Source organism: Hymenobacter tenuis (genome assembly GCF_054780495.1).
This window is the reverse complement of record NZ_BAAGWF010000001.1, coordinates 1034535-1053597: the sequence shown is the minus strand read 5'-3', so window position 1 is coordinate 1053597 and position 19063 is coordinate 1034535. Positions and strand designations below refer to the sequence as shown.

Annotated in this window: 11 protein-coding genes; 8 read left to right on the top strand and 3 right to left on the bottom strand. The window is 56.5% G+C overall.

Annotation, left to right across the window (positions count from 1 at the left end; translation table 11 throughout):
* Positions 1 to 4 precede the first annotated feature (4 nt).
* The 5 genes from ACYVGU_RS04545 (at position 5) to ACYVGU_RS04525 (ending at position 9293) form a co-directional block, all read left to right on the top strand.
* Positions 5 to 1099 carry an efflux RND transporter periplasmic adaptor subunit gene (locus tag ACYVGU_RS04545; protein ID WP_460621092.1) on the top strand — a complete coding sequence of 365 codons (1095 nt, stop codon included), beginning with the start codon at positions 5 to 7 and terminating at the stop codon, positions 1097 to 1099.
* Between the two features lie 144 nt (positions 1100 to 1243).
* Positions 1244 to 4399, top strand: a complete 3156-nt coding sequence (locus ACYVGU_RS04540) for an efflux RND transporter permease subunit (RefSeq protein ID WP_460621091.1) — start codon at positions 1244 to 1246, stop codon at positions 4397 to 4399.
* A 344-nt stretch (positions 4400 to 4743) separates the two neighbouring features.
* Positions 4744 to 5637, top strand: a complete 894-nt coding sequence (locus ACYVGU_RS04535) for a DUF5996 family protein (RefSeq protein WP_460621090.1) — start codon at positions 4744 to 4746, stop codon at positions 5635 to 5637.
* 140 nt (positions 5638 to 5777) lie between these two features.
* Positions 5778 to 8249: a M1 family metallopeptidase gene (locus tag ACYVGU_RS04530; RefSeq protein WP_460621089.1), complete on the top strand. Its 2472-nt coding sequence runs from the start codon at positions 5778 to 5780 to the stop codon at positions 8247 to 8249.
* Positions 8250 to 8438: 189 nt separating this feature from the next.
* Positions 8439 to 9293, top strand: coding sequence for a transporter (locus tag ACYVGU_RS04525; protein ID WP_460621088.1), 855 nt, complete (start codon positions 8439 to 8441; stop codon positions 9291 to 9293).
* Between the two features lie 165 nt (positions 9294 to 9458).
* Here the strand turns inward: ACYVGU_RS04525 and ACYVGU_RS04520 are convergent, their stop codons facing one another.
* From ACYVGU_RS04520 to ACYVGU_RS04510, 3 genes are all read right to left on the bottom strand, one after another.
* On the bottom strand, positions 9459 to 10793 hold the full coding sequence (locus ACYVGU_RS04520; protein WP_460612254.1) for a zinc-binding metallopeptidase family protein: 1335 nt from the start codon (positions 10791 to 10793) through the stop codon (positions 9459 to 9461).
* Positions 10794 to 11104: 311 nt separating this feature from the next.
* The gene (locus ACYVGU_RS04515) at positions 11105 to 11836 is read right to left on the bottom strand and encodes a hypothetical protein (RefSeq protein WP_460621087.1); all 732 of its coding nucleotides are present in this window, start codon (positions 11834 to 11836) and stop codon (positions 11105 to 11107) included.
* A gap of 64 nt (positions 11837 to 11900) precedes the next feature.
* Positions 11901 to 15350: a pyruvate carboxylase gene (locus tag ACYVGU_RS04510; protein ID WP_460621086.1), complete on the bottom strand. Its 3450-nt coding sequence runs from the start codon at positions 15348 to 15350 to the stop codon at positions 11901 to 11903.
* Between the two features lie 716 nt (positions 15351 to 16066).
* On the opposite strand from ACYVGU_RS04510, the gene ACYVGU_RS04505 reads away from it, so the two are divergent.
* The 3 genes from ACYVGU_RS04505 to ACYVGU_RS04495 all read left to right on the top strand — a co-directional run bounded on the left by ACYVGU_RS04505 (position 16067) and on the right by ACYVGU_RS04495 (position 18970).
* Complete coding sequence (locus tag ACYVGU_RS04505; protein ID WP_460621085.1) at positions 16067 to 16780, top strand: SDR family NAD(P)-dependent oxidoreductase; 714 nt, start codon at positions 16067 to 16069, stop codon at positions 16778 to 16780.
* Between the two features lie 120 nt (positions 16781 to 16900).
* Positions 16901 to 18223, top strand: coding sequence for a cryptochrome/photolyase family protein (locus tag ACYVGU_RS04500; protein WP_460621084.1), 1323 nt, complete (start codon positions 16901 to 16903; stop codon positions 18221 to 18223).
* A gap of 117 nt (positions 18224 to 18340) precedes the next feature.
* The gene (locus ACYVGU_RS04495) at positions 18341 to 18970 is read left to right on the top strand and encodes a TetR/AcrR family transcriptional regulator (RefSeq protein ID WP_460612259.1); all 630 of its coding nucleotides are present in this window, start codon (positions 18341 to 18343) and stop codon (positions 18968 to 18970) included.
* Positions 18971 to 19063: the final 93 nt, after the last annotated feature.

Sequence of the window (19063 nt, the reverse complement as noted above, 5' to 3'; positions counted from 1 at the left end):
TCATATGAACCGCCGTCTTCTCCCCTACCTGCCCGTTGCTTTTGCCCTTACCCTAGCAAGCTGCTCTAATCCAGAAACTGATGCCAGCCCTAAAGCTGAAGCAAGCTTTATTCTTTCTGATCAGATGCTGCGGGAGTTGCAGCTAGATACCGTGCGGGTACAGCCCGTGCGCAACGAGTTGGTGCTTTCAGGCCAGATTGCTACTGATGGCGACCGAACCGTGAAAGTGTACCCGTTGGTAGGAGGCGTGGTGGAGCAACTCAGCGTAGAGCTCGGCGACCACGTCACGAAAGGCCAAGTCCTGGCCGTTATCAAAAGCGGGGAAATTGCCGACCTGCAGAACCAGAACAGCAGCGCTGGCACCGACCTCGACATTGCCCGCAAAAACCTGCAGGTGCTAGAAGATCAGTTTCAGGCGGGCCTAGCCTCAGAGCGCGATGTTACCCTGGCCCGCCAGGAGCTGCGCAAAGCCCAGGGCAACGCGGGCAAAAGCCGCAAACAGCTCAGCATATATGGCGTTTCATCTGATGGCACCTACACGTTGCGGGCGCCCATCTCGGGTTTTATCACCGAGAAGAACGTTTCGGACCACATGCAGTTTAACGCCGATAATGTGGGCAACCTGTTCACCGTCAGCAACCTCGACGACATCTGGATTATGGCCAACGTGTTCGAGTCGGATATTGCCAAGGTGAAGACCGGCTATAGTGCCGACGTCACGACCCTGGCTTACCCCGACAAGCATTTCACCGGCCGCATTGATAAGGTATTTAACGTGCTGGACCCCGAAAGCAAGGTGATGCGCGTGCGGGTGCGCCTGCCCAACCCGGGCTACCTACTAAAACCCGAGATGTACGCCCAAATTAAGGTGTACAACATCGAAAATGAAAAGATGCTAGCCGTACCGGCCCAGTCGGTCATTTTCGACAAAGACCGCCATTTTATTATGGTGTACAAAGACCGCCGCCATGTGGAAACCCGCGAGGTGAAAGTGGCTAAAACCGTAGGTGATGTAAGTTATGTGGCCTCCGGCGTGCGAGAAGGCGACGCCATTATTGCCAAAAATCAGCTGCTGCTATACCAGCAATTCAACGACTAATCCTTTAGAGAGCAGGAGCAAACAGGTTGGTGCATAGAAGTCGCCCTAGGCAGGGCTGACAGCCAAACCCTTGCCTTTTCGCCACCAAATTTTCGGCGCAGGCTCCATCCGCTTATCTGATTATTAGCGCTTTACCCCCTAGTCATGAACAAGTTCATCGAAGGCATCATAGCCTTTTCGCTTAAAAATCGAGGGTTCGTCTTTCTGATGACCCTAGTGACGGTGGTGGCCGGCGTTATCAGCTACCGCAACACGCCCATTGAGGCGTTTCCGGACGTCACGAACACCGAAATTACCATCATCACGCAGTGGCCCGGGCGCTCCGCCGAGGAAATCGAGAAGTTCGTGACGGCCCCCATTGAAATCGGGCTCAATCCAGTCCAGAAGAAATCGAGCGTACGCTCTACCTCACTTTTCGGCTTATCGGTGGTGAAGGTGATTTTTGAGGATGGCGTGGAGGATTTCTTTGCTCGGCAGCAGGTTAACAACTTACTAGCTGGCGTAGATCTGCCCGATAATATCGACCCGGAGGTGCAGCCGCCGTACGGCCCAACCGGCGAGATTTATCGGTACACGCTGGAAAGCAAAACCAAATCGGTGCGCGAGCTGAAGACCATTCAGGACTGGGTAATTGAGCGCAACCTGAAATCAGTACCCGGCGTGGCCGACGTGAACAGCTTTGGGGGCGAGGTGAAAAGCTATGAAATCAGCGTCGACCCGAGCAAGCTGCATACCTACGCAATTACTCCTCTGGATGTGTACGAGGCCATTCAGCGCTCCAACATCAATGTGGGCGGCGACGTGATTAACCAAGGCCAGCAGAACTACGTGGTGCGCGGCATTGGGCTGCTCAACAACATTTCCGATATCAACAACACCGTCATCAAAAACGTGAACGGGGCCCCTATTCTGATTAAGAATGTGGCCGTAGTGCGAGAGTCGGCGTTACCGCGCTTGGGCAAAGTGGGCCGCGGGCTGAATGACGACATGGTGGAAGGCATTGTGGTGATGCGCAAGGGCGAAAACCCCTCGGAAGTTATTGCCAGCCTCCAGACGAAGGTGCGCGAGCTGAACGAGAAGATTTTGCCCCGCGACGTGCAGATCAAAACCTTCTACGACCGGCAGCAGCTCATCGACTTCTCCACGGAAACGGTGATTCACAACCTGCTCGAAGGCATTGTGCTCGTGACGGTGATTGTGTTCCTGTTCATGGCCGATTGGCGCACCACCGTGATTGTATCGGTGATTATTCCGCTGGCGCTGCTCTTTGCCTTTATCTGCCTAAGGCTGAAGGGCATGAGCGCCAACCTGCTCAGTATGGGCGCCATCGACTTTGGTATCATCATCGATGGGGCCGTGGTGATGGTAGAAGGGCTTTTCGTGGCCCTCGACCATAAGGCCCACCGGGTAGGGATGCAGCGATTTAACCACCTAGCAAAGCTTGGCCTGATCAAGAAAACCGGCCGCGACATGGGCAAGGCTATCTTCTTCTCGAAGGCTATCATCATCACGGCCCTGTTGCCAATTTTTGCCTTTGAGAAGGTGGAAGGCAAGATGTTTTCGCCCCTGGCCTGGACGCTGGGTTTCGCCTTGCTCGGGGCACTTATCTTCACCCTGACCCTAGTACCAGTGCTCACGAGCATTCTGCTGAACAAGGATGTGCGGGAAAAGGACAACTTTTTCGTGCGGGGCATTAACCGCGGAGCCCAAGGCTTCTTTCGCGTCACGTACGGGCACAAAGCCATAAGCCTGCTGCTGGCCACGGTGGCAGTTGTGGTGGGGCTGGGCGCGTTCAAGTTTCTGGGTTCCGAGTTCTTGCCGGAGCTGAACGAGGGCTCCATTTACGTGCGGGCACAGCTGCCGCTCAGCATTGGGCTCAATGAGTCAAACAAGCTTTGCAACGAGATGCGCCGGGTGTTCCTTTCCTACCCCGAGGTTTCAGACGTGGTTAGCCAAACGGGACGCCCCAATGATGGCACTGACCCCACGGGCTTCTACAACAATGAGTTTCTGGTGCAGATCAAGCACACCAAGGCAGTGCAGAATAAGATGAAGCACGCTGCCTACCGCGAGAAGCTCATCACCAACATGAAAGGACAGTTGGCGCGCTTTCCGGGGGTAGTGTTCAACTTTTCGCAACCCATTATGGATAACGTGGAGGAGGCTGCTTCGGGGGTAAAAGGCTCTATTGCCGTCAAGATTTATGGCACCGATCTGGAGGTGATGGAAGGCAAGGCCCGGGAAGTGTACAACGTACTGAAGGACATACCCGGTATCGACGACCTTGGGCTGCTGCGCAACGTGGGCCAGCCTGAACTGCACGTGGAACTAGATGAGCAGCTAATGGCCAGCTACGGGGTAAGCAAAACCGACGCCAACGCGGTGCTGGAAATGGCCGTGGGCGGCAAGCAAGCCACGCAGCTCTACGAGGGCGAGCGGAAGTTTCCGGTGCGGGTGCGGTACGAGGAACAGTTTCGCCAAACCCCAGCCGAAATCAGCCGCTTGATGGTGCCCACCTTGGCTGGCAAAATGATTCCGATTGCGGAAATCTCACATATTCTGTCCGTAAATGGCCCCTCGCTGATTTACCGCGACGACAACAAGCGCTTTGCCGCCGTCAAGTTCAGCATTCGGGGCCGAGACATGGGCTCAACCATTGAGGAAGCACAAAAGAAGGTAGACGAGGTGGTGAGCTTGCCCAAAGCGTACTCAATGAAGTGGACCGGCGACTTTGAAAACCAGCGCCGCGCCACTCAGCGCCTCATGCAGGTAGTGCCCATATCTCTGGGCCTGATTTTCTTTATTCTGTTCATTCTTTTCAGCAACCTCAAAGATGCTGGGCTGGTGTTGTTGAACGTGCCATTTGCCATTATTGGCGGAATAGCCTCACTCCTGCTTACGCATACCAACTTCTCCATATCGGCAGGCATTGGGTTCATTGCCCTGTTTGGCATCTGCATTCAGAACGGGGTGATTCTTATCTCGGTCTTTAAGCAGAATCTGCTCCGAAGGATGAGCCTCGACGACAGCATTTTCGACGGCGTGACCACCCGCGTGCGCCCCGTCGTGATGACGGCCCTAATGGCTACTATTGGCCTGCTGCCGGCTGCCCTGAGCACGGGCATCGGCTCCGAAACCTCAAAGCCGCTTGCCATTGTAGTGATTGGGGGCCTCATCACGGGTACCGTGCTCACGCTCTTTATTTTCCCGCTCATCTTCGAGCGCGCCTACCGCGACCGGCACACGGAAACTACCACGCCAGCTGCCCCACAACACCAGCCGCAACTAGTCGAAGCCTAAGTATTGTACTAGGCAGAAACCTAGCACAAAGCCCGGCACAGTGCCGGGCTTTGTGCTAGGTTTCTGCCTAGTGATTGTTTTGCGTAGGTATTAACCAGCAGCAGGCATTCTACCCGTTTTCCTAGGGTAGCGTGGCGGTCAAACCCTACACCAACTACATCGGGCAATTGTACAGTTTCTCGTCTGAGGTAGAGGTAGATACCAGTAGTTTTCCTAGGTTAGCAGAACGCTTCAACCTCGCGTGAGCCGGCGACCCATCAAGCACTGCTAGGAGCCACCAAGCGTTTTCCTAGCACACAGGAGTTGCTTTCGTTTACGTATCTCTGCCAGTTAGCACGATGCATATGCCACCTACTTCCTCTTGGCCTGCGCTGCCTGTTGCCGAATGGGCCGATACGTTAGCTACCCTTCACCTCTGGACGCAAATAGTCGGCAAAGTGCGGCTGGCCTGTACGCCCCTTGTAAATCATTGGTGGAATGTGCCGCTCTACGTTACTGCTCGCGGGCTCACTACCTCGGCAATGCCCTACGAGGAGCGCGCCTTTCAGATTGACTTCGACTTTCTGGACCATCAGCTGCTCATCAAATGCAGCGACGGGGCCGAACGCCAGCTGGCGCTTGAGCCACGCTCCGTGGCCGATTTTTATCGGGAAGTGATGCGCTTGCTGATGGAGTTAGACATTAAGATGACCATTTGGCCTGTGCCCGTAGAGCTGGAGCATCCCATTCCGTTTCTCGAGGACACGCAGCATGCCTCCTACGATGCCGCAGCAGCCCACCGGTTTTGGCGCGTCCTGACCCTAGTAGCTCCCGTGATGGAGGAGTTTCGGGGCCAGTTTATGGGCAAGTGCAGCCCGGTGCATTTTTTCTGGGGCAGCTTCGATTTGGCCGTCACGCGTTTTTCGGGCCGTACGGCTCCGCCCCGCGCCGGCGCCGACAGCATTACCCGCGAAGCCTACTCGCATGAGGTCATCAGCCACGGTTTCTGGCCCGGCGGCAACGGGCAGGAAGCAGCTTTTTATGCCTATGCAGCCCCCGCCCCTACAGAGCTGCCGGCAGCCCACGTGACACCCGCCGCTGCATATTATAGCACGGAGCTAGGTGAGTTTCTGCTCCCTTATGAGGCCGTGCGGCAAAGCCCAGATCCAGCCGCCACGCTAGCACAGTTTCTCAACAGCACGTACAACGCCGCCGCCAACCTCGCGCACTGGGACCGAGGCAGCCTAGAGCGCCAATAGCGCCTTCCTGACGGTTGAGGCCATGAGCAGGGCTAGTGTTTCTAGCGTTTTTCAAAGCTTGACTTCCGGAATCCACGATGGCGAAGAAATCTGTGCTAAAAAGTTTGCAACTAGCAGCCTAATTACACGCTCTTTTATCCATGACGAAAGCTTTCCTATTGAGCCTGGGGTTACTGGGCGCGGCTCCCGCATTTGCTCAAAGCCCGGCGGCCCGCCCCGACTCATCTGCTACACTCCCCTACCGCGAAACTGCCCGCAAAATCAATGCGCTGGTGCATACCAAGCTGGACGTGCGGTTCGACTATGCGAAACGCTACCTCTATGGCAAAGAATGGGTGACGTTGCAGCCCCTAGCCTACGCTACCGATTCGCTGCGGCTAGATGCCAAAGGCATGGATATCAAATCGGTGACGATGGTAAACGGGGCCGACACCAAGACCTTGAAGTACGATTATAACCAGGAGCAGCTCAATATCCGGCTAGACAAGCTCTATACCCCGGGCCAGCAATACACCGTGTACATTGAGTACACAGCCAAGCCCAATGAGCTGAAAGCCAAAGGCAGCGCGGCCATTTCCGATGCCAAAGGCCTGTACTTCATCAACCCCGACAGCACCGAAGCCGGCAAGCCCGTGCAGATTTGGACGCAGGGCGAGACAGAAAGCTCGTCGGCCTGGTTCCCGACCATCGACAAGCCCAACCAGAAGACTACGTCTGAAATCAGCATGACCGTGCCCAGCAAGTACGTCACGCTCAGCAATGGCGCATTGGTAAGCCAGAAATCCGCCGGCGCGGGCCTGCGCACCGACACCTGGAAGATGGAGCTGCCCCACGCGCCTTACTTGTTCATGATGGCCGTCGGCGACTTCAAGATTGCCAAAGACACCTGGCGCGGCAAAGAGGTTAGCTACTACCTCGAGCCCAAGTACGCTCCTTTCGCTAAGCAGATTTTTGGGCACACCCCCGAAATGCTGGAATTCTTCTCGCAGCGCTTGGGCGTCGACTATGCCTGGAATAAGTACGCGCAGATTGTGGTGCGCGACTACGTGAGCGGCGCCATGGAAAACACCTCAGCTACCCTACATGGCGAGTTTCTGCAAAAAGATGCCCGCGAAGCTCTCGACGCAGAATATGCCAACGGCGAATCCGTCATTGCCCATGAACTGTTCCACCAGTGGTTCGGCGACTTGGTAACGGCTGAAAGCTGGAGCAACCTGACTGTGAACGAGTCGTTTGCCGACTTTTCGGAGGCACTTTGGGCGGAACATAAGTATGGCCAGGATGCCGCTGATGCGCACGCCTACCAGTACATGCGCAACTACCTGCGCAGCCCCCAAGATGCCCAGAAACACCTCGTACGCTTCCACTATGCGGACAAGGAAGACATGTTCGACCTGGTGAGCTACCAGAAGGGCGGACAGATTCTGAACATGCTGCGCAACCACCTCGGCGACGACGTGTTCTTCGCGGGCCTCAAGAAATACCTTACAGACAACCGCTTCGGCAACGGCGAAGCGCACCAATTGCGCCTGGCGCTGGAGGCCGTTTCGGGTCAGGATTTGAACTGGTTTTTCAACCAGTGGTACTTTAATGCCGGCCACCCCGTCGTGACGATTGATTACGCCTGGGATGCCGCCCGAAAGGAGCAATCCGTCACCATCAAGCAAACCCAGCCCGGCAAGGTGTTCCAGCTGCCGATGGCGGTGGATGTGTACGTGAACGGCAAGCCCCAGCGCCACATGGTAACGATGCGCCAGGCTACCGAAACTTTCCGTTTTCCGGCCGCTAGCAAACCTACACTAGTGAACGTGGATGCCGACAAAGTGCTGCTCTGGCAAAAAACTGACAACAAGCCCTTCGAGGACTTTGTGTATCAGTACAAAAATGCCCCACGCTACGTTGACCGCCGGGAGGCCATTGCAGCGGCAGCTACCAAACCTACTACCGATGCGGCAGCCCGCAACCTGCTGCTGGCTGGCCTCACCGATAACTATTACGGGCTCCGCCTGGCAACCTTATCCAGCCTAAAGCTCGAGGACAAAGCCATGGCTAAGGCCGCTGCTCCGGTACTGCGCCGGCAGCTAGCCCGTGAGAAAAACACCAACAACCAAGCGGCTTTGCTGCTGGCCCTAGCTGAGCTAAAGGACAAGAAAGACCAGAAAGCCTTCACGCAAGCGCTCAACAGCCAATCGTATGCGGTGCAGGGAGCGGCTTTACAAGGCTTAGCACAGGTACAGCCCAAGCAGGCGTTGGCTAAAGCCCAGTCACTAGAGAAAGATGCCCAAGGCAGCTTGAGCCGGGCGGTATCCAGCGTGTATGCCCAGCACGGCGATGCCTCTACTTGGACGTATGTGCGCAATCAGTTTGACGCGGCTGGCCCTCAAGGCAAGTTTGAGATGATGGAGAGCCTAGTGAACTTCATGACCCGCCTCAATGATGCTACTGTTTTGAAGGAAGGTGTTACGCGCTTGCAGCAGATGGCTATTCAGTACAAGAAATATGGCGTTGATGAACCAATTCTGGCGATGCTAGAGAAGGTGCAGAAAGACAAGCCCGCCGATCAGAAAGCTACTGTGGAAGCCGCCGTTCAGGCCATTAAGCAAGCGGAGTAAGTTGTTTCAACTTCTTGATTTTTTGAAAAAGACCGGATTTTTTCCGGTCTTTTTTTCTTGCCCAATTTGCTGTAAAAACCAGCTTCACGGCCTAAATAAGCCGTCTACGAGCTCCACGTAAACGCGGCCGTTAGGTTACACCGTCTTCGTAAAATCGAACTATTACAAACCGAATGGCGTCGGGGGGACATGCGAAAGACCACTCTGCTGACCGCTGGCGCCTTGCTTTTTGCTGGCGCGGCCCGCACCCTGGCCCAAACCACTGACCCCAACCAGAACAATGAGGACTCGCCCTTCGTGCGCCTCATCCGCCCCGACAGGCCCGGTCAGACCATCACCACCAACATGCTCTATCCCGGCCAGTTTCAGGTGGAAACCGGCCTTACGAGCTACGACACCAAAAGCAGCGTGGGCTATGCCGGGCGCACGGCCTGGGGCAGTACCCTGCGAGTGGGTTTTTTCAACCACATCGAGCTGCGCGCTACTCAGAACTACCTCCTGACGCCTACCACCACCACCCTTACAACTGACGCGGGCAAGCCAGTGGCATTTGCGGGCTCTCAGGGCTTTGCGCCGCTAAACGTGGGAGCTAAGTTTTTGGCTTCTACTACGCAGAATAACCGCTCGCAGGTGGTGGTACTGTTCGACATGACCTTGCGGAACGGCGACGCCAGCTTCCAGAACAAAGTGTACGAGCCGGGCGGACGCCTATTGGTTTCGCAGCAGCTCGGGCAGCGGTTTGGCCTCGAAGGCAACCTAGGGTTTCGGCAGCAGGGCTTTAAAGCGGAAGGCACCAAACAAGGCCAGTACCTGACTACCCTAGCCCTCAACGGCCCGCTAACCTCCGGCACCCACCTCGGCTTTTTTGCTGAAACCTACGCCACTTGGCAGCGGCAGCAGGGCTGGCGCCCTGGCCTTACCTCAGGCATATACTATCGCCCCCTGCCCGGTCTGCGAGTTGATGTAACGGCGGCACACGGCCTTACGCCAGCGGCCGGTGGCTTTACGGTAGGCGCGGGCCTGAGTGCCCGCCTCGGAAAGTAACATTGGCCTTGGCGGCGCTACCTAGTCGCGCAGCAAGTAGCTTTCCTGGAATACCACACTAAAACACCTGGCCCCCTCCGCTACCCTTTACTAGGGTTGCTGGAGGGGGCCAGGTGTTTGGGGTTCATGATGTGCCTAGCAAACCCAATTAGGCAGCTACTTCTGTTACTGCTTTACCTGATCGGCGGCAATGCGGGTGGGCGTTTGCTGGCCGCTGATGATACCGGCAGCGCTGCGCCCGATGGCGGTGATGACGGCGGTCATGTTCGCCAAATCAAGGCTTTCTACTTCATCATCAACGCTGTGGTAGAGCTTATCGGTCGGAATCTGGTCGGTGCTGATGGTGTGGGCGGGCACGCCCAAGCGGGCCAGCGTAGCGTTATCAGAGCGGTAGAACAGGTTTTGATCGGGGTATGGGTCAGCCTCAAAGCGGAAGACGGTGCCTTTCGAGTTTTCCTGAAGCATCTTGCCAAAATCCGACTTATCGAAACCCGTAATGAAAGCCGTGTTCGGGCCGAACTTGGCCTGCTTGCCAATCATTTCAATATTGAACATGGCCACTACCTGTTTTGGGTCGAGTTGCTTAGAGAAGTAGCGCGCCCCAAAGCCGCCAATTTCCTCGGCCGTAAACGCCACAAATACTAGCGGGCGGGCATTGTCGTTTTTCAGCTTGAAATACTCAGCGAGGGCCACTACAGCCGTAGTGCCGCTGGCATCGTCATCGGCCCCGTTGGCAATGGAGTCACCTTGCACGGCGGGCACAATGCCGAGGTGGTCGTAATGGCCGCTGAAAATCACTTGCTCCGCAGTACGGGCAGCATCTTTACCGGGCAGCACGCCCACCACGTTGCGCAGCTCCACTGTCCGGATGGTAGTATTACCAGCAACCATAAACTTTAGCGGTGCCGTAGGTGGGGTGCCCAACACGAAGAGCGTAGTAAAAGGCGCTGGCTTCTCGGGGCGTAAGCCGCCGCGCTTTACATAAGCCGCTAGTTTATCGAAGGTGGAAACTTGCAGCGGGTCAACGAAAACAATGGTATTTTCCTTGGGGTCCAGCAGCGGGCGCACTTCGCGCATCAGGTTGGCTTTGGCATCAATGGTTACGATGCGGGGCGCAGGCTCATCGGCATCGGTCCAGTTTAGGTGCGGCTGCCCCGATACCAACACAATTTTCTCCTGGTTGACAATCACGCCGTTAAGGGAAACCAGGGCCGCGGCCGTACGCACCTCGTACGCCGGAAAAGTTTGCTCAAAACCGCTTAGGCCTGGCAGCGGCTGCAACCCAATGCGCTGAAACTCGGCAGCCAGGAACTGCGCTGCTTTTAAGCTACCGGGCTTGCCAGTTGCCCGGCCTTGCATATCATCGGCGGCCAGTGCCCGCACTACCCGCGTAACCGTAGTAGAGGCAACGCTGGGACTAATAACCTTAACTGCTTTTTTCTGTCCTAGCGCAGTCTGGGCGCAATAGAATAAAAAGAAGCCCAAAAAGAGTGATTTCATAGCCGAAGGTAGCTATTTTGACCTTTGCCAAACTAGCATTCCGCTTCGGCAAGGATGCTTTTTTTTGTAGCCCTGGTTTGCCCCCTTATCCAGGCAGTATACTGCTGCCACTCGGCTACTTACCCAGCAAACCCAAGCATGTCATTCCCTAGCCTCTGGATGGCTGCAAACCGTAATAAATTATCACCTGCTTAGCGGCACTTGCGGGCCTGAATTGCCCTAGTAACTTCTCTTGGAAACCAGAACGGGAGGCCGAAATCAGCATGAGCAGCTGGCTTCGGCCTCCCGTTTGAGTAAGGAATTCTTACAGGCTATTTGGCATCCGCCTTGGCCAGCGCTGCTGACCACTCGGCATCCGTTTTAGCATCATCTAATTTGGCGGCCTTAAGTGCTGAAGCCAGCTCCGGAGCCGCAGTCTGTATACCCTTCAGCGTGAGTTTTACCGGAACGGCTGTGCCATCGGGGCGGCGCAGATAGTACAAGGGTTTGTCCTCAATTTCATCGTAGCGCCGGTCGGTGCTGTAGGCACCCTGATAGTCGGCTTTGCGCAGCACTTTCACGTAGCGTTTCAGCAGAGCATACTTTCCCTCGTGCAGCACTTCCACAAACTCTAGGCGCTGCGTGGCCACCGGAGCCTCCGTGAATCGGCGGAACGTACGCTGCCGCACGCCACCTGCTCCCACTGCGGGCTCTTCCAGCACGAAACCCGCCAGCAACCGGTCATCAAGCTGCAACGAGTCGGTGGGTCGGTTTACCGGGCGCATCATCAGCCGCTGGTTTAGCACATCGTATTTCAGAGGCACAGATGCCAAGGGCATATTATTGGTCATGCGCAGCTTAGCGGGCAGCCAGCGGCCATCCGCGTACGGCGAGCCTTTGGTCGCTTCCGTAGCGCCGCGCGGCACCACCGTAGGCGACCCGCTTACCAAGGCATTGAGGTTGGCCTGGGCGGCCGCCCCGGTTTGCTCAATAGCTGTCTGCTGGGCAAGCGCGGTGCCCGCTGAAACCAACAGAGCACTTAGCAGAAAAGAACGAATAAACATAAGGAAGAACGGAAACGGTGAAAGCAATTATTCCCCAATTTACTGGTTTTCTGCCAACCAGACCCTAGCCTAAGGTTAGCACCAAATCGTCGGCATTCACGAGAGTTCCTTCGGGCAGATTCACGGCCTGCACCGTTGTGTCGTCGGTAGCCGTGATGGTGGTTTCCATCTTCATGGCTTCGATAATGAACAGCGGTGAGTTGCGCTTTACCGGCTGGCCCTTTTCCACGAGTACCTTGGAAAGAAGCCCTTGTAGCGGTGCCCCAATCTGCCTGGTGTTGGCTTTATCGGCTTTGGGGTTTTGCACCTTCTTGACTTCCACTGAAGTATCCCGAATTTCCAGGTTGCGCGTCTGGCCATTCAGGTTGAAGAAGATGGTGCGGCAGCCGTCTTCGTTTACCGGCCCGATGCTTTGCAGGCCTACAATGATGCTTTTACCGCGGGCTATTTCGATGATGGTCTCGTCGCCAGGTTGCAGACCGTAGAAGAAGGCACCGGTCGGAACAACGGAAACGTCGCCGTACTCCTGCTGGTGCTTCCAGTACTGCTCGAATACCTTGGGGTAGAGCAGCCACGAGAGCAAGTCGGTGAACTTGGCGCGCTGCCCAAACTTATCCTCAAACTTCTGCCACTCCTGCTCAAAGTCAATGGGCGCGAGGTGCTCGTTGGGCCGGTCGGTGAAGGGCTGCTCGTCTTTTAGAATAGCCTTCTGCACATCCTTGGGCCAGCCACCTTCCGGCTGGCCAATGTCGCCGCGAAACAGCTCCCGTACCGATTCCGGGAAGCTCAGCGTGGCGGCCTTGTCCAGCACATCAGAGGTAGTGAGGTTGTTGGAAACCAGGAACAGCGCCATATCGCCGACTACCTTCGAGGAAGGCGTTACCTTAATGATATCACCAAACAGCTGGTTGACATCGGCAAAGGTGGTTTTCACGGTTTCAAACTTATCAATCAGGCCAAGGGAAGCGGCCTGTGGCCGGAGGTTAGAGTACTGCCCACCCGGAATTTCGTGCTGAAATACCTCCGAAGTTCCGGCCTTCAGGCCCGACTCGAAGGGGTAGTAATACTCGCGCACCGTATCCCAGTAATTCGAGAAGTCGTTGAGTGAGCGTTGATCGAACTCGCGGTGTCGCTCCTGGCCGCGCAGCATCTCCACAATGGAGTTGAAGTTCGGCTGGGAGGTTAGCCCCGAAAGTGAGCCTAGGGCCACGTCAATTACATCAACTCCTGCTTCCATCGCTTTTAAATAAGTAGCTGATTGCAAAGAAGATGTATCGTGAGTATGCAAGTGAATGGGCAGGCTGATGGTGTCGCGCAGGGCGGTAATCAGCTCGGTAGCGGCATACGGTTTCAGCAGGCCGGCCATGTCTTTAATGCACAGGATGTGAGCGCCGGCATCTTCAATTTGCTTGGCCAACCGGAGGTAGTACTCAAGCGAGTATTTCTGATTGCGCTTGGGGTCCAGGATGTCGCCAGTATAGCAGATGCTGGCTTCCGCGAGCCGGTCGGTTTTATTGCGCACAAACTCAATGCAGGCCTCCATGCCGGGCATCCAGTTCAACGAGTCGAAGATGCGGAATACGTCGATGCCGGTTTCGGCGGCCTGCTGCACAAAACGCTCCGTGAGGTTATCGGGGTACGCCTTATAGCCTACGCCATTGGCCCCTCGAATCAGCATCTGGAGCAAAATGTTTGGCACGGCTTTGCGCAGCTTAGCCAACCGCTCCCAGGGGTCTTCGTGCAGGAAGCGCAGGGCCACATCGAAGGTAGCGCCGCCCCAGCACTCGAGCGAGAAGGTTTGTGGATGTTGGTGGGCGTAGCGCTCCGCTACTTTCAGCATGTCGAAGGTGCGCATGCGCGTAGCCAGCAAGCTTTGGTGAGCGTCGCGCAGGGTCGTGTCGGTATAATGGATTTGCTTTTCGGCGCGAAGCCACTGTGCAAATCCGTCGGGGCCCAGTTCCGTGAGCTTGTCCTTCGTTCCGGGGCTAGGGGCTTTGGTCAGGTCAGCATCGGGCAGGCGAGGTTTGCGCAGCTCACGCTTGGGGTCCAAGTTGCCCTTCACATCGGGGTTGCCGTTCACAATCACGTCGCCGAGGAAGCTGAGCACCTTGGTAGCCCGGTCTTGGCGCGCCTTGAATTTGAATAGCTCCTGGTGGTCTTTGATAAAGTCCACGTTCGCCTCGCCCGCCATGAAAACAGGGTGGGCAATGATGTTCTGAAGGAACTGGATGTTGGTGCTCACCCCGCGCACCCGGAATTCATCGAGCGTCCGCGCCATCTTCTGAGCCGCGTCGGCTAATGTGGGCGCGTGCGTCGAAACCTTTACCAATAGAGAATCAAAGAAGGGCGACACCTTGACGCCAGTATACACCGAGCCCTGGTCTAAGCGAATGCCGAAACCGCCCGCCGAGCGATAGGCCGTGATGGTACCATAATCTGGCTTGAAGTCCTGCTCAGGATCTTCGGTGGTGATGCGGCACTGAATGGCTACGCCTATTTTCATAGGTTTCACCTCCGGGCCTAACCCTATTTCGGGGTCAGTGAGGCGGCGGCCATCGGCAATGTGCAGTTGCGTTTTAATCAGGTCAATGCCCGTAATCATTTCGGTTACGGTGTGCTCTACCTGAATGCGAGGGTTCACTTCGATAAAGTAAATCCGGTCGTGCTCGGGGTTCACCAGGAATTCCACAGTACCCACGTTGTTGTAGTTTACAGCACGGCCTAGGCGCAACGCGTACTCATACAGCAAGTGGCGCATGTGGTCCGGTAGGTTCAGCGAGGGTGCTACTTCCACCACCTTCTGGTAGCGCCGCTGCACCGAGCAGTCGCGCTCATACAGGTGCGTGAGGCCGCCGTAGTTATCAGCTACCAGCTGCACTTCAATGTGCTTGGGCTGCTCCACAAACTTCTCCAGAAACACGGTATCGTCGCCGAAGGCTTTCAGGGCCTCATTGCGGGCTTCAAAGAAACCGCGTTCCAGCTGATCGTCGTCGCGGATGACACGCATGCCACGGCCGCCGCCGCCAGACGCCGCCTTCAGCATCACGGGGTAGCCAATGCGGTGGGCTTCTTCTAGGGCAATGTCCAGGTCGGTGAGGTCCTGAATGCTGCTTTCAATGATGGGCACCTGGCACTCTACCGCCACTTTCTTAGCCGCTACTTTGTCGCCGAGGGCATCCATCACTTCGGGTCGCGGCCCGACGAAGATGATGCCTTCTTCGCCGCAACGCCGGGCCAGCGTGGCATTCTCCGAAAGAAAGCCGTAGCCGGGGTGAATAGCGTCGGCGCCGTTTTCCTTAGCCGTCCGGATGATGCCTTCGATATCGAGGTAGGGCTTCAGTGGCTCATCGTCGCGGCCCACTTGGTAGGCTTCGTCGGCTTTGTAACGGTGCAGGGAATAGCGGTCCTCGTAGGTGTAGATGGCGACGGTCTGGATGCCTAGCTCGGTGGCCGCCCGTAGTACTCGAATGGCAATTTCGCCCCGGTTGGCGACCAGCAGTTTGCGGATATTCATCGTGGAAAGCGGTGTTAGGAGTAGAACAGGGAAGAGAGTGCAAGCTACGGAAAGCGACTTACAACAGTTAGCGAATTTTTGCTAAAAAGTGTTTTTTCGCAAATAAGCTCAGCATTACAGAACCACTTTTACAGTCACCAGCTACGCAGCGCAGTCAAGAGGAAACCTGTGCACCCTTCCGAATGAAAGCTGTGTAGGGAACTGAGCGCATAAAGAGTTATTCATTCAAGTATAAGAATATGTATTTTTATTTGGCTGTGTTTTTATCTCTAGTACTTTCTGTACCAGTGCTAAGCGCGCAGCCTCACGCCCACAACACCCCAACTACCGGCTGGCAAGCGGGCACTGGGGTGTGAGAACAGACTAGGTGTTGAAGGCAGCTATCGTGGTGCCCGCCTAGTAGCGCGGCGATGGAGCCGGTATATGAGTATGAGTTCAACGGCGAGCAGTGAGAAGCGTGCCGCAGCTATACCAACACCCTTGGTCGGGGTCGGCAGCGTCTGGGAAGACCCTTTGAGCTGAAAATAACGGAAAGCAGCAGGACGCTGGTGGCCTGTCCGAGGGACGTTTCATTCAGAAGGTTTGGTGAAGCCACTGGCCTAGGCACCCTAGGGCCAGCAACTTGCCGAAGCCTCTTCGCCTAGCCTACTCCCGGAGCTAAACCTTCCGGCCACGGTTCAGTTAGCAGAAGACCATTTTCACCTGAACCGCCTCCCATGGAATTTGCTGACAAAAATATTCTCCTCGTTGGGGCATCGTCCGGTATTGGCTTGGCTACCGCCCGCCTGCTGCACAAGCTCAACGCCAACCTGTACACGGCCTCCCGCCACCTCTCACCAGAGCTGGCTGAGTTGGGCACTACCTTTGTGGAGTTGGACGTAACCCAAGATCTAGCAGGCCGCCTCGATGGCCTGCCTGAGGTGCTGCACGGCGTGGTGTACTGCCCCGGCAACATCAAGCTGCGGCCCTTTGAGCGGATTCCGGTGGCTGATTTCCGGGCCGATTTTGAGCTGAATGTGCTAGGCGCAGTTCAGATTCTGCAGGCCACCATGAAGCGCCTGAAAAAGGCGAATGGGGCTTCTGTAGTGCTTTTCAGCACTGTGGCTGCCGATACGGGCATGGCGTTTCATGCCAGCATTGCCACGGCCAAAGCAGCCGTAGAGGGTCTCACGCGTGCCCTGGCCGCTGAGTACGCTGCCAGTGGCATCCGGGTGAATGCCGTGGCGCCATCCCTGACCAACACGCCCCTGGCCGCTGCCCTGCTCAATACGCCGGAAAAAATGGAGGCCAGCGCCAAGCGGCATCCGCTCCAACGCATCGGCGAGCCCGAAGATCTGGCCTACATGGCATCGTTCCTCCTCTCCGACCACGGCTCGTTCATAACCGGCCAGGTGTTGCCCGTTGATGGCGGAATGAGCCGATTGAAATAACGGTTTACCCTGATCTGGAGGCTAGTACAGCACGACGAGTATTCTTTTGCTAGCCTTCAGACTGAGGTAAACCGCTTGCCCCAGCCATTTTTAGCTTTTGCCTAACGTATACTTGTATCTATGCCTATTACTCTGTTCTGGCATCGGCGCGACCTGCGGCAGCATGATAATGCCGGCCTAGCTGCCGCCTTACATAGCGGCCACCCGGTGGTGCCGCTGTTCATCTACGACCGGGAAATTCTGGATTTGCTTCCCTCCCGCCGCGACGCCCGGGTTACGTTTATTTATGAGCAGGTGGAGCGCCTAGCCCAGCAGACGGAGCAGCACGGTGGTACGTTTTTGGCGCTGTATGGGCGGCCGCTGGAGGTGCTGGAGCAGTTGCTAACCCAACACGAGGTAGCGGCCATCTTCACCAACGAGGATTACGAGCCCTACGCTACGGAGCGGGATACAGCCGTGGCCGCGTTGGCAGCCCGCTACGGCGCCACCTTTCAGGCCCTGAAAGACCAGGTGATTTTTGCCAAGAATGAGCTGCTGGGTAAATCCGGCAAGCCGGCGCGGGTGTTCGGGGCCTACCGCAAGGCGTGGCTGGAAAAGCTTCAGGACGCGCATCTGCAACCTTACCCTTCAGCAGAGTTGTATACCTCAGAGCACCTAGCCAAACTCCCCGATGCCCCACCGCGGCCTACGCTCCAGGACATGGGTTTTGAGGAGTTCCGGCAGGAAATACCCCTAGCCGAACTGCCCCCCGAAAGCCTGGTGCGCAACTACCACCTCACCCGCGACACGCCCGGCCGTGTGGACAGCAGTACGCGTCGCTCCGTGCACCTGCGCTTCGGGACGCTGAGCGTGCGGGAGCTGATGCGCCAGGCCCGCGAGCTGAACCCGAAGCTGCTGGCTGAGCTGATTTGGCGCGACTACTTCATGATGCTGCTCTGGCACTACCCCATTACGGCCACCGAAAGCTTCGATCCGCGCCTGCGCCACGTGCCTTACCGCAACAACGAAGAGGAGTTCCGGGCTTGGTGCGAGGGCCGGACAGGCTACCCCTTGGTGGATGCGGGCATGCGCGAGCTAAACCAAACCGGCTATATGCCCAACCGAGCCCGCATTGCCGCAGCCGGCTTCCTAGTAAAGCACCTGCTCATTGACTGGCGCTGGGGCGACCGGTATTTTGCTGATAAGCTGCTGGATTACGATATGTCGCAGAACGTAGGCAACTGGCAGTGGATGGCCGGCACCGGCGTAGTAGCCGCGCCGTGGTTCCGGGTGTACAGCCCCCAAAGTCAGCAGGAGCAGTATGACCCCACATTTGCCTACGTGTGGCAATGGATACCCGAGTTTGGCACCTGCGAATACCCCAAGCCGATTGTTGACCACAAATTTGCGCGGGAGCGCGCCATCGAAACCCTACGCACGGCTTACCGAGCAGCTGGCTCGTGAGGGCCCTGTTCCCTAGGCCTTCTGCATCTCTGAATCCCGCTTGGGTTTACCCTTGGTTTTACGCTAGCGAAACGCCCGTGTCAAGCAACTTCCGGCCATCTTATCGGTTATAGTTTCATGGAAAAGGACCGCATCAAACAAGCCTATCTCGATTACGTGCTGCGCAAAGGGGTGCAGCCGGCCTCCGTATTCAAACTCACCAAAAAGCTAGGCCTGCCTGAGCAGGAGTTCTACCGCTACTATGCCACCTTTGATGCCATCGACCGGGATTTGTGGGCCGATTTTGGGCGCGAGGCGTTGGCTACGGCCAGCAAAGAGCCCGTGTGGGAGCAGTATGGCGCCCGCGAAAAGCTGCTGGGTTTCTATTATACTTTGCTTGAGATTCTGAAGCGCAACCGCAGCTTCGCACTGCAAAGCCTGCGCCGCTCTATGCATCGCATGCCTGGCCTTACGCCCCGCGTGCTCGATGATTTCCGCCAGGATTTTGAAGTATTTGTGGGCGGCATCTTGCGCGACGGCCGCCGCACCGAGGAAGTAGCGCGCCGTACGTTGGTAGAAGACCAGTATCCGCGCGCGTTCTGGCAGCAGGTGCTGTTTGTGCTCGGCTTCTTTGCCAAAGACGACACCGTAGATTTCCAGCGCACCGATGCCGCCGTGGAGAAAGCCGTTACTCTCAGCTTCGATTTGGTGGGTCGCAACACCCTCGACTCGGCCCTTGACTTGGTGCGGTTTCTGGTGCAGAAATAGTGTGCGTTTTCGCTAGGGTTCCTAGATGGCCAAACCCTGCGCAACATCTCCATTGAAAAGCTGGCGGCTTCTGCTGCTTTGGCGTTTCTCTTT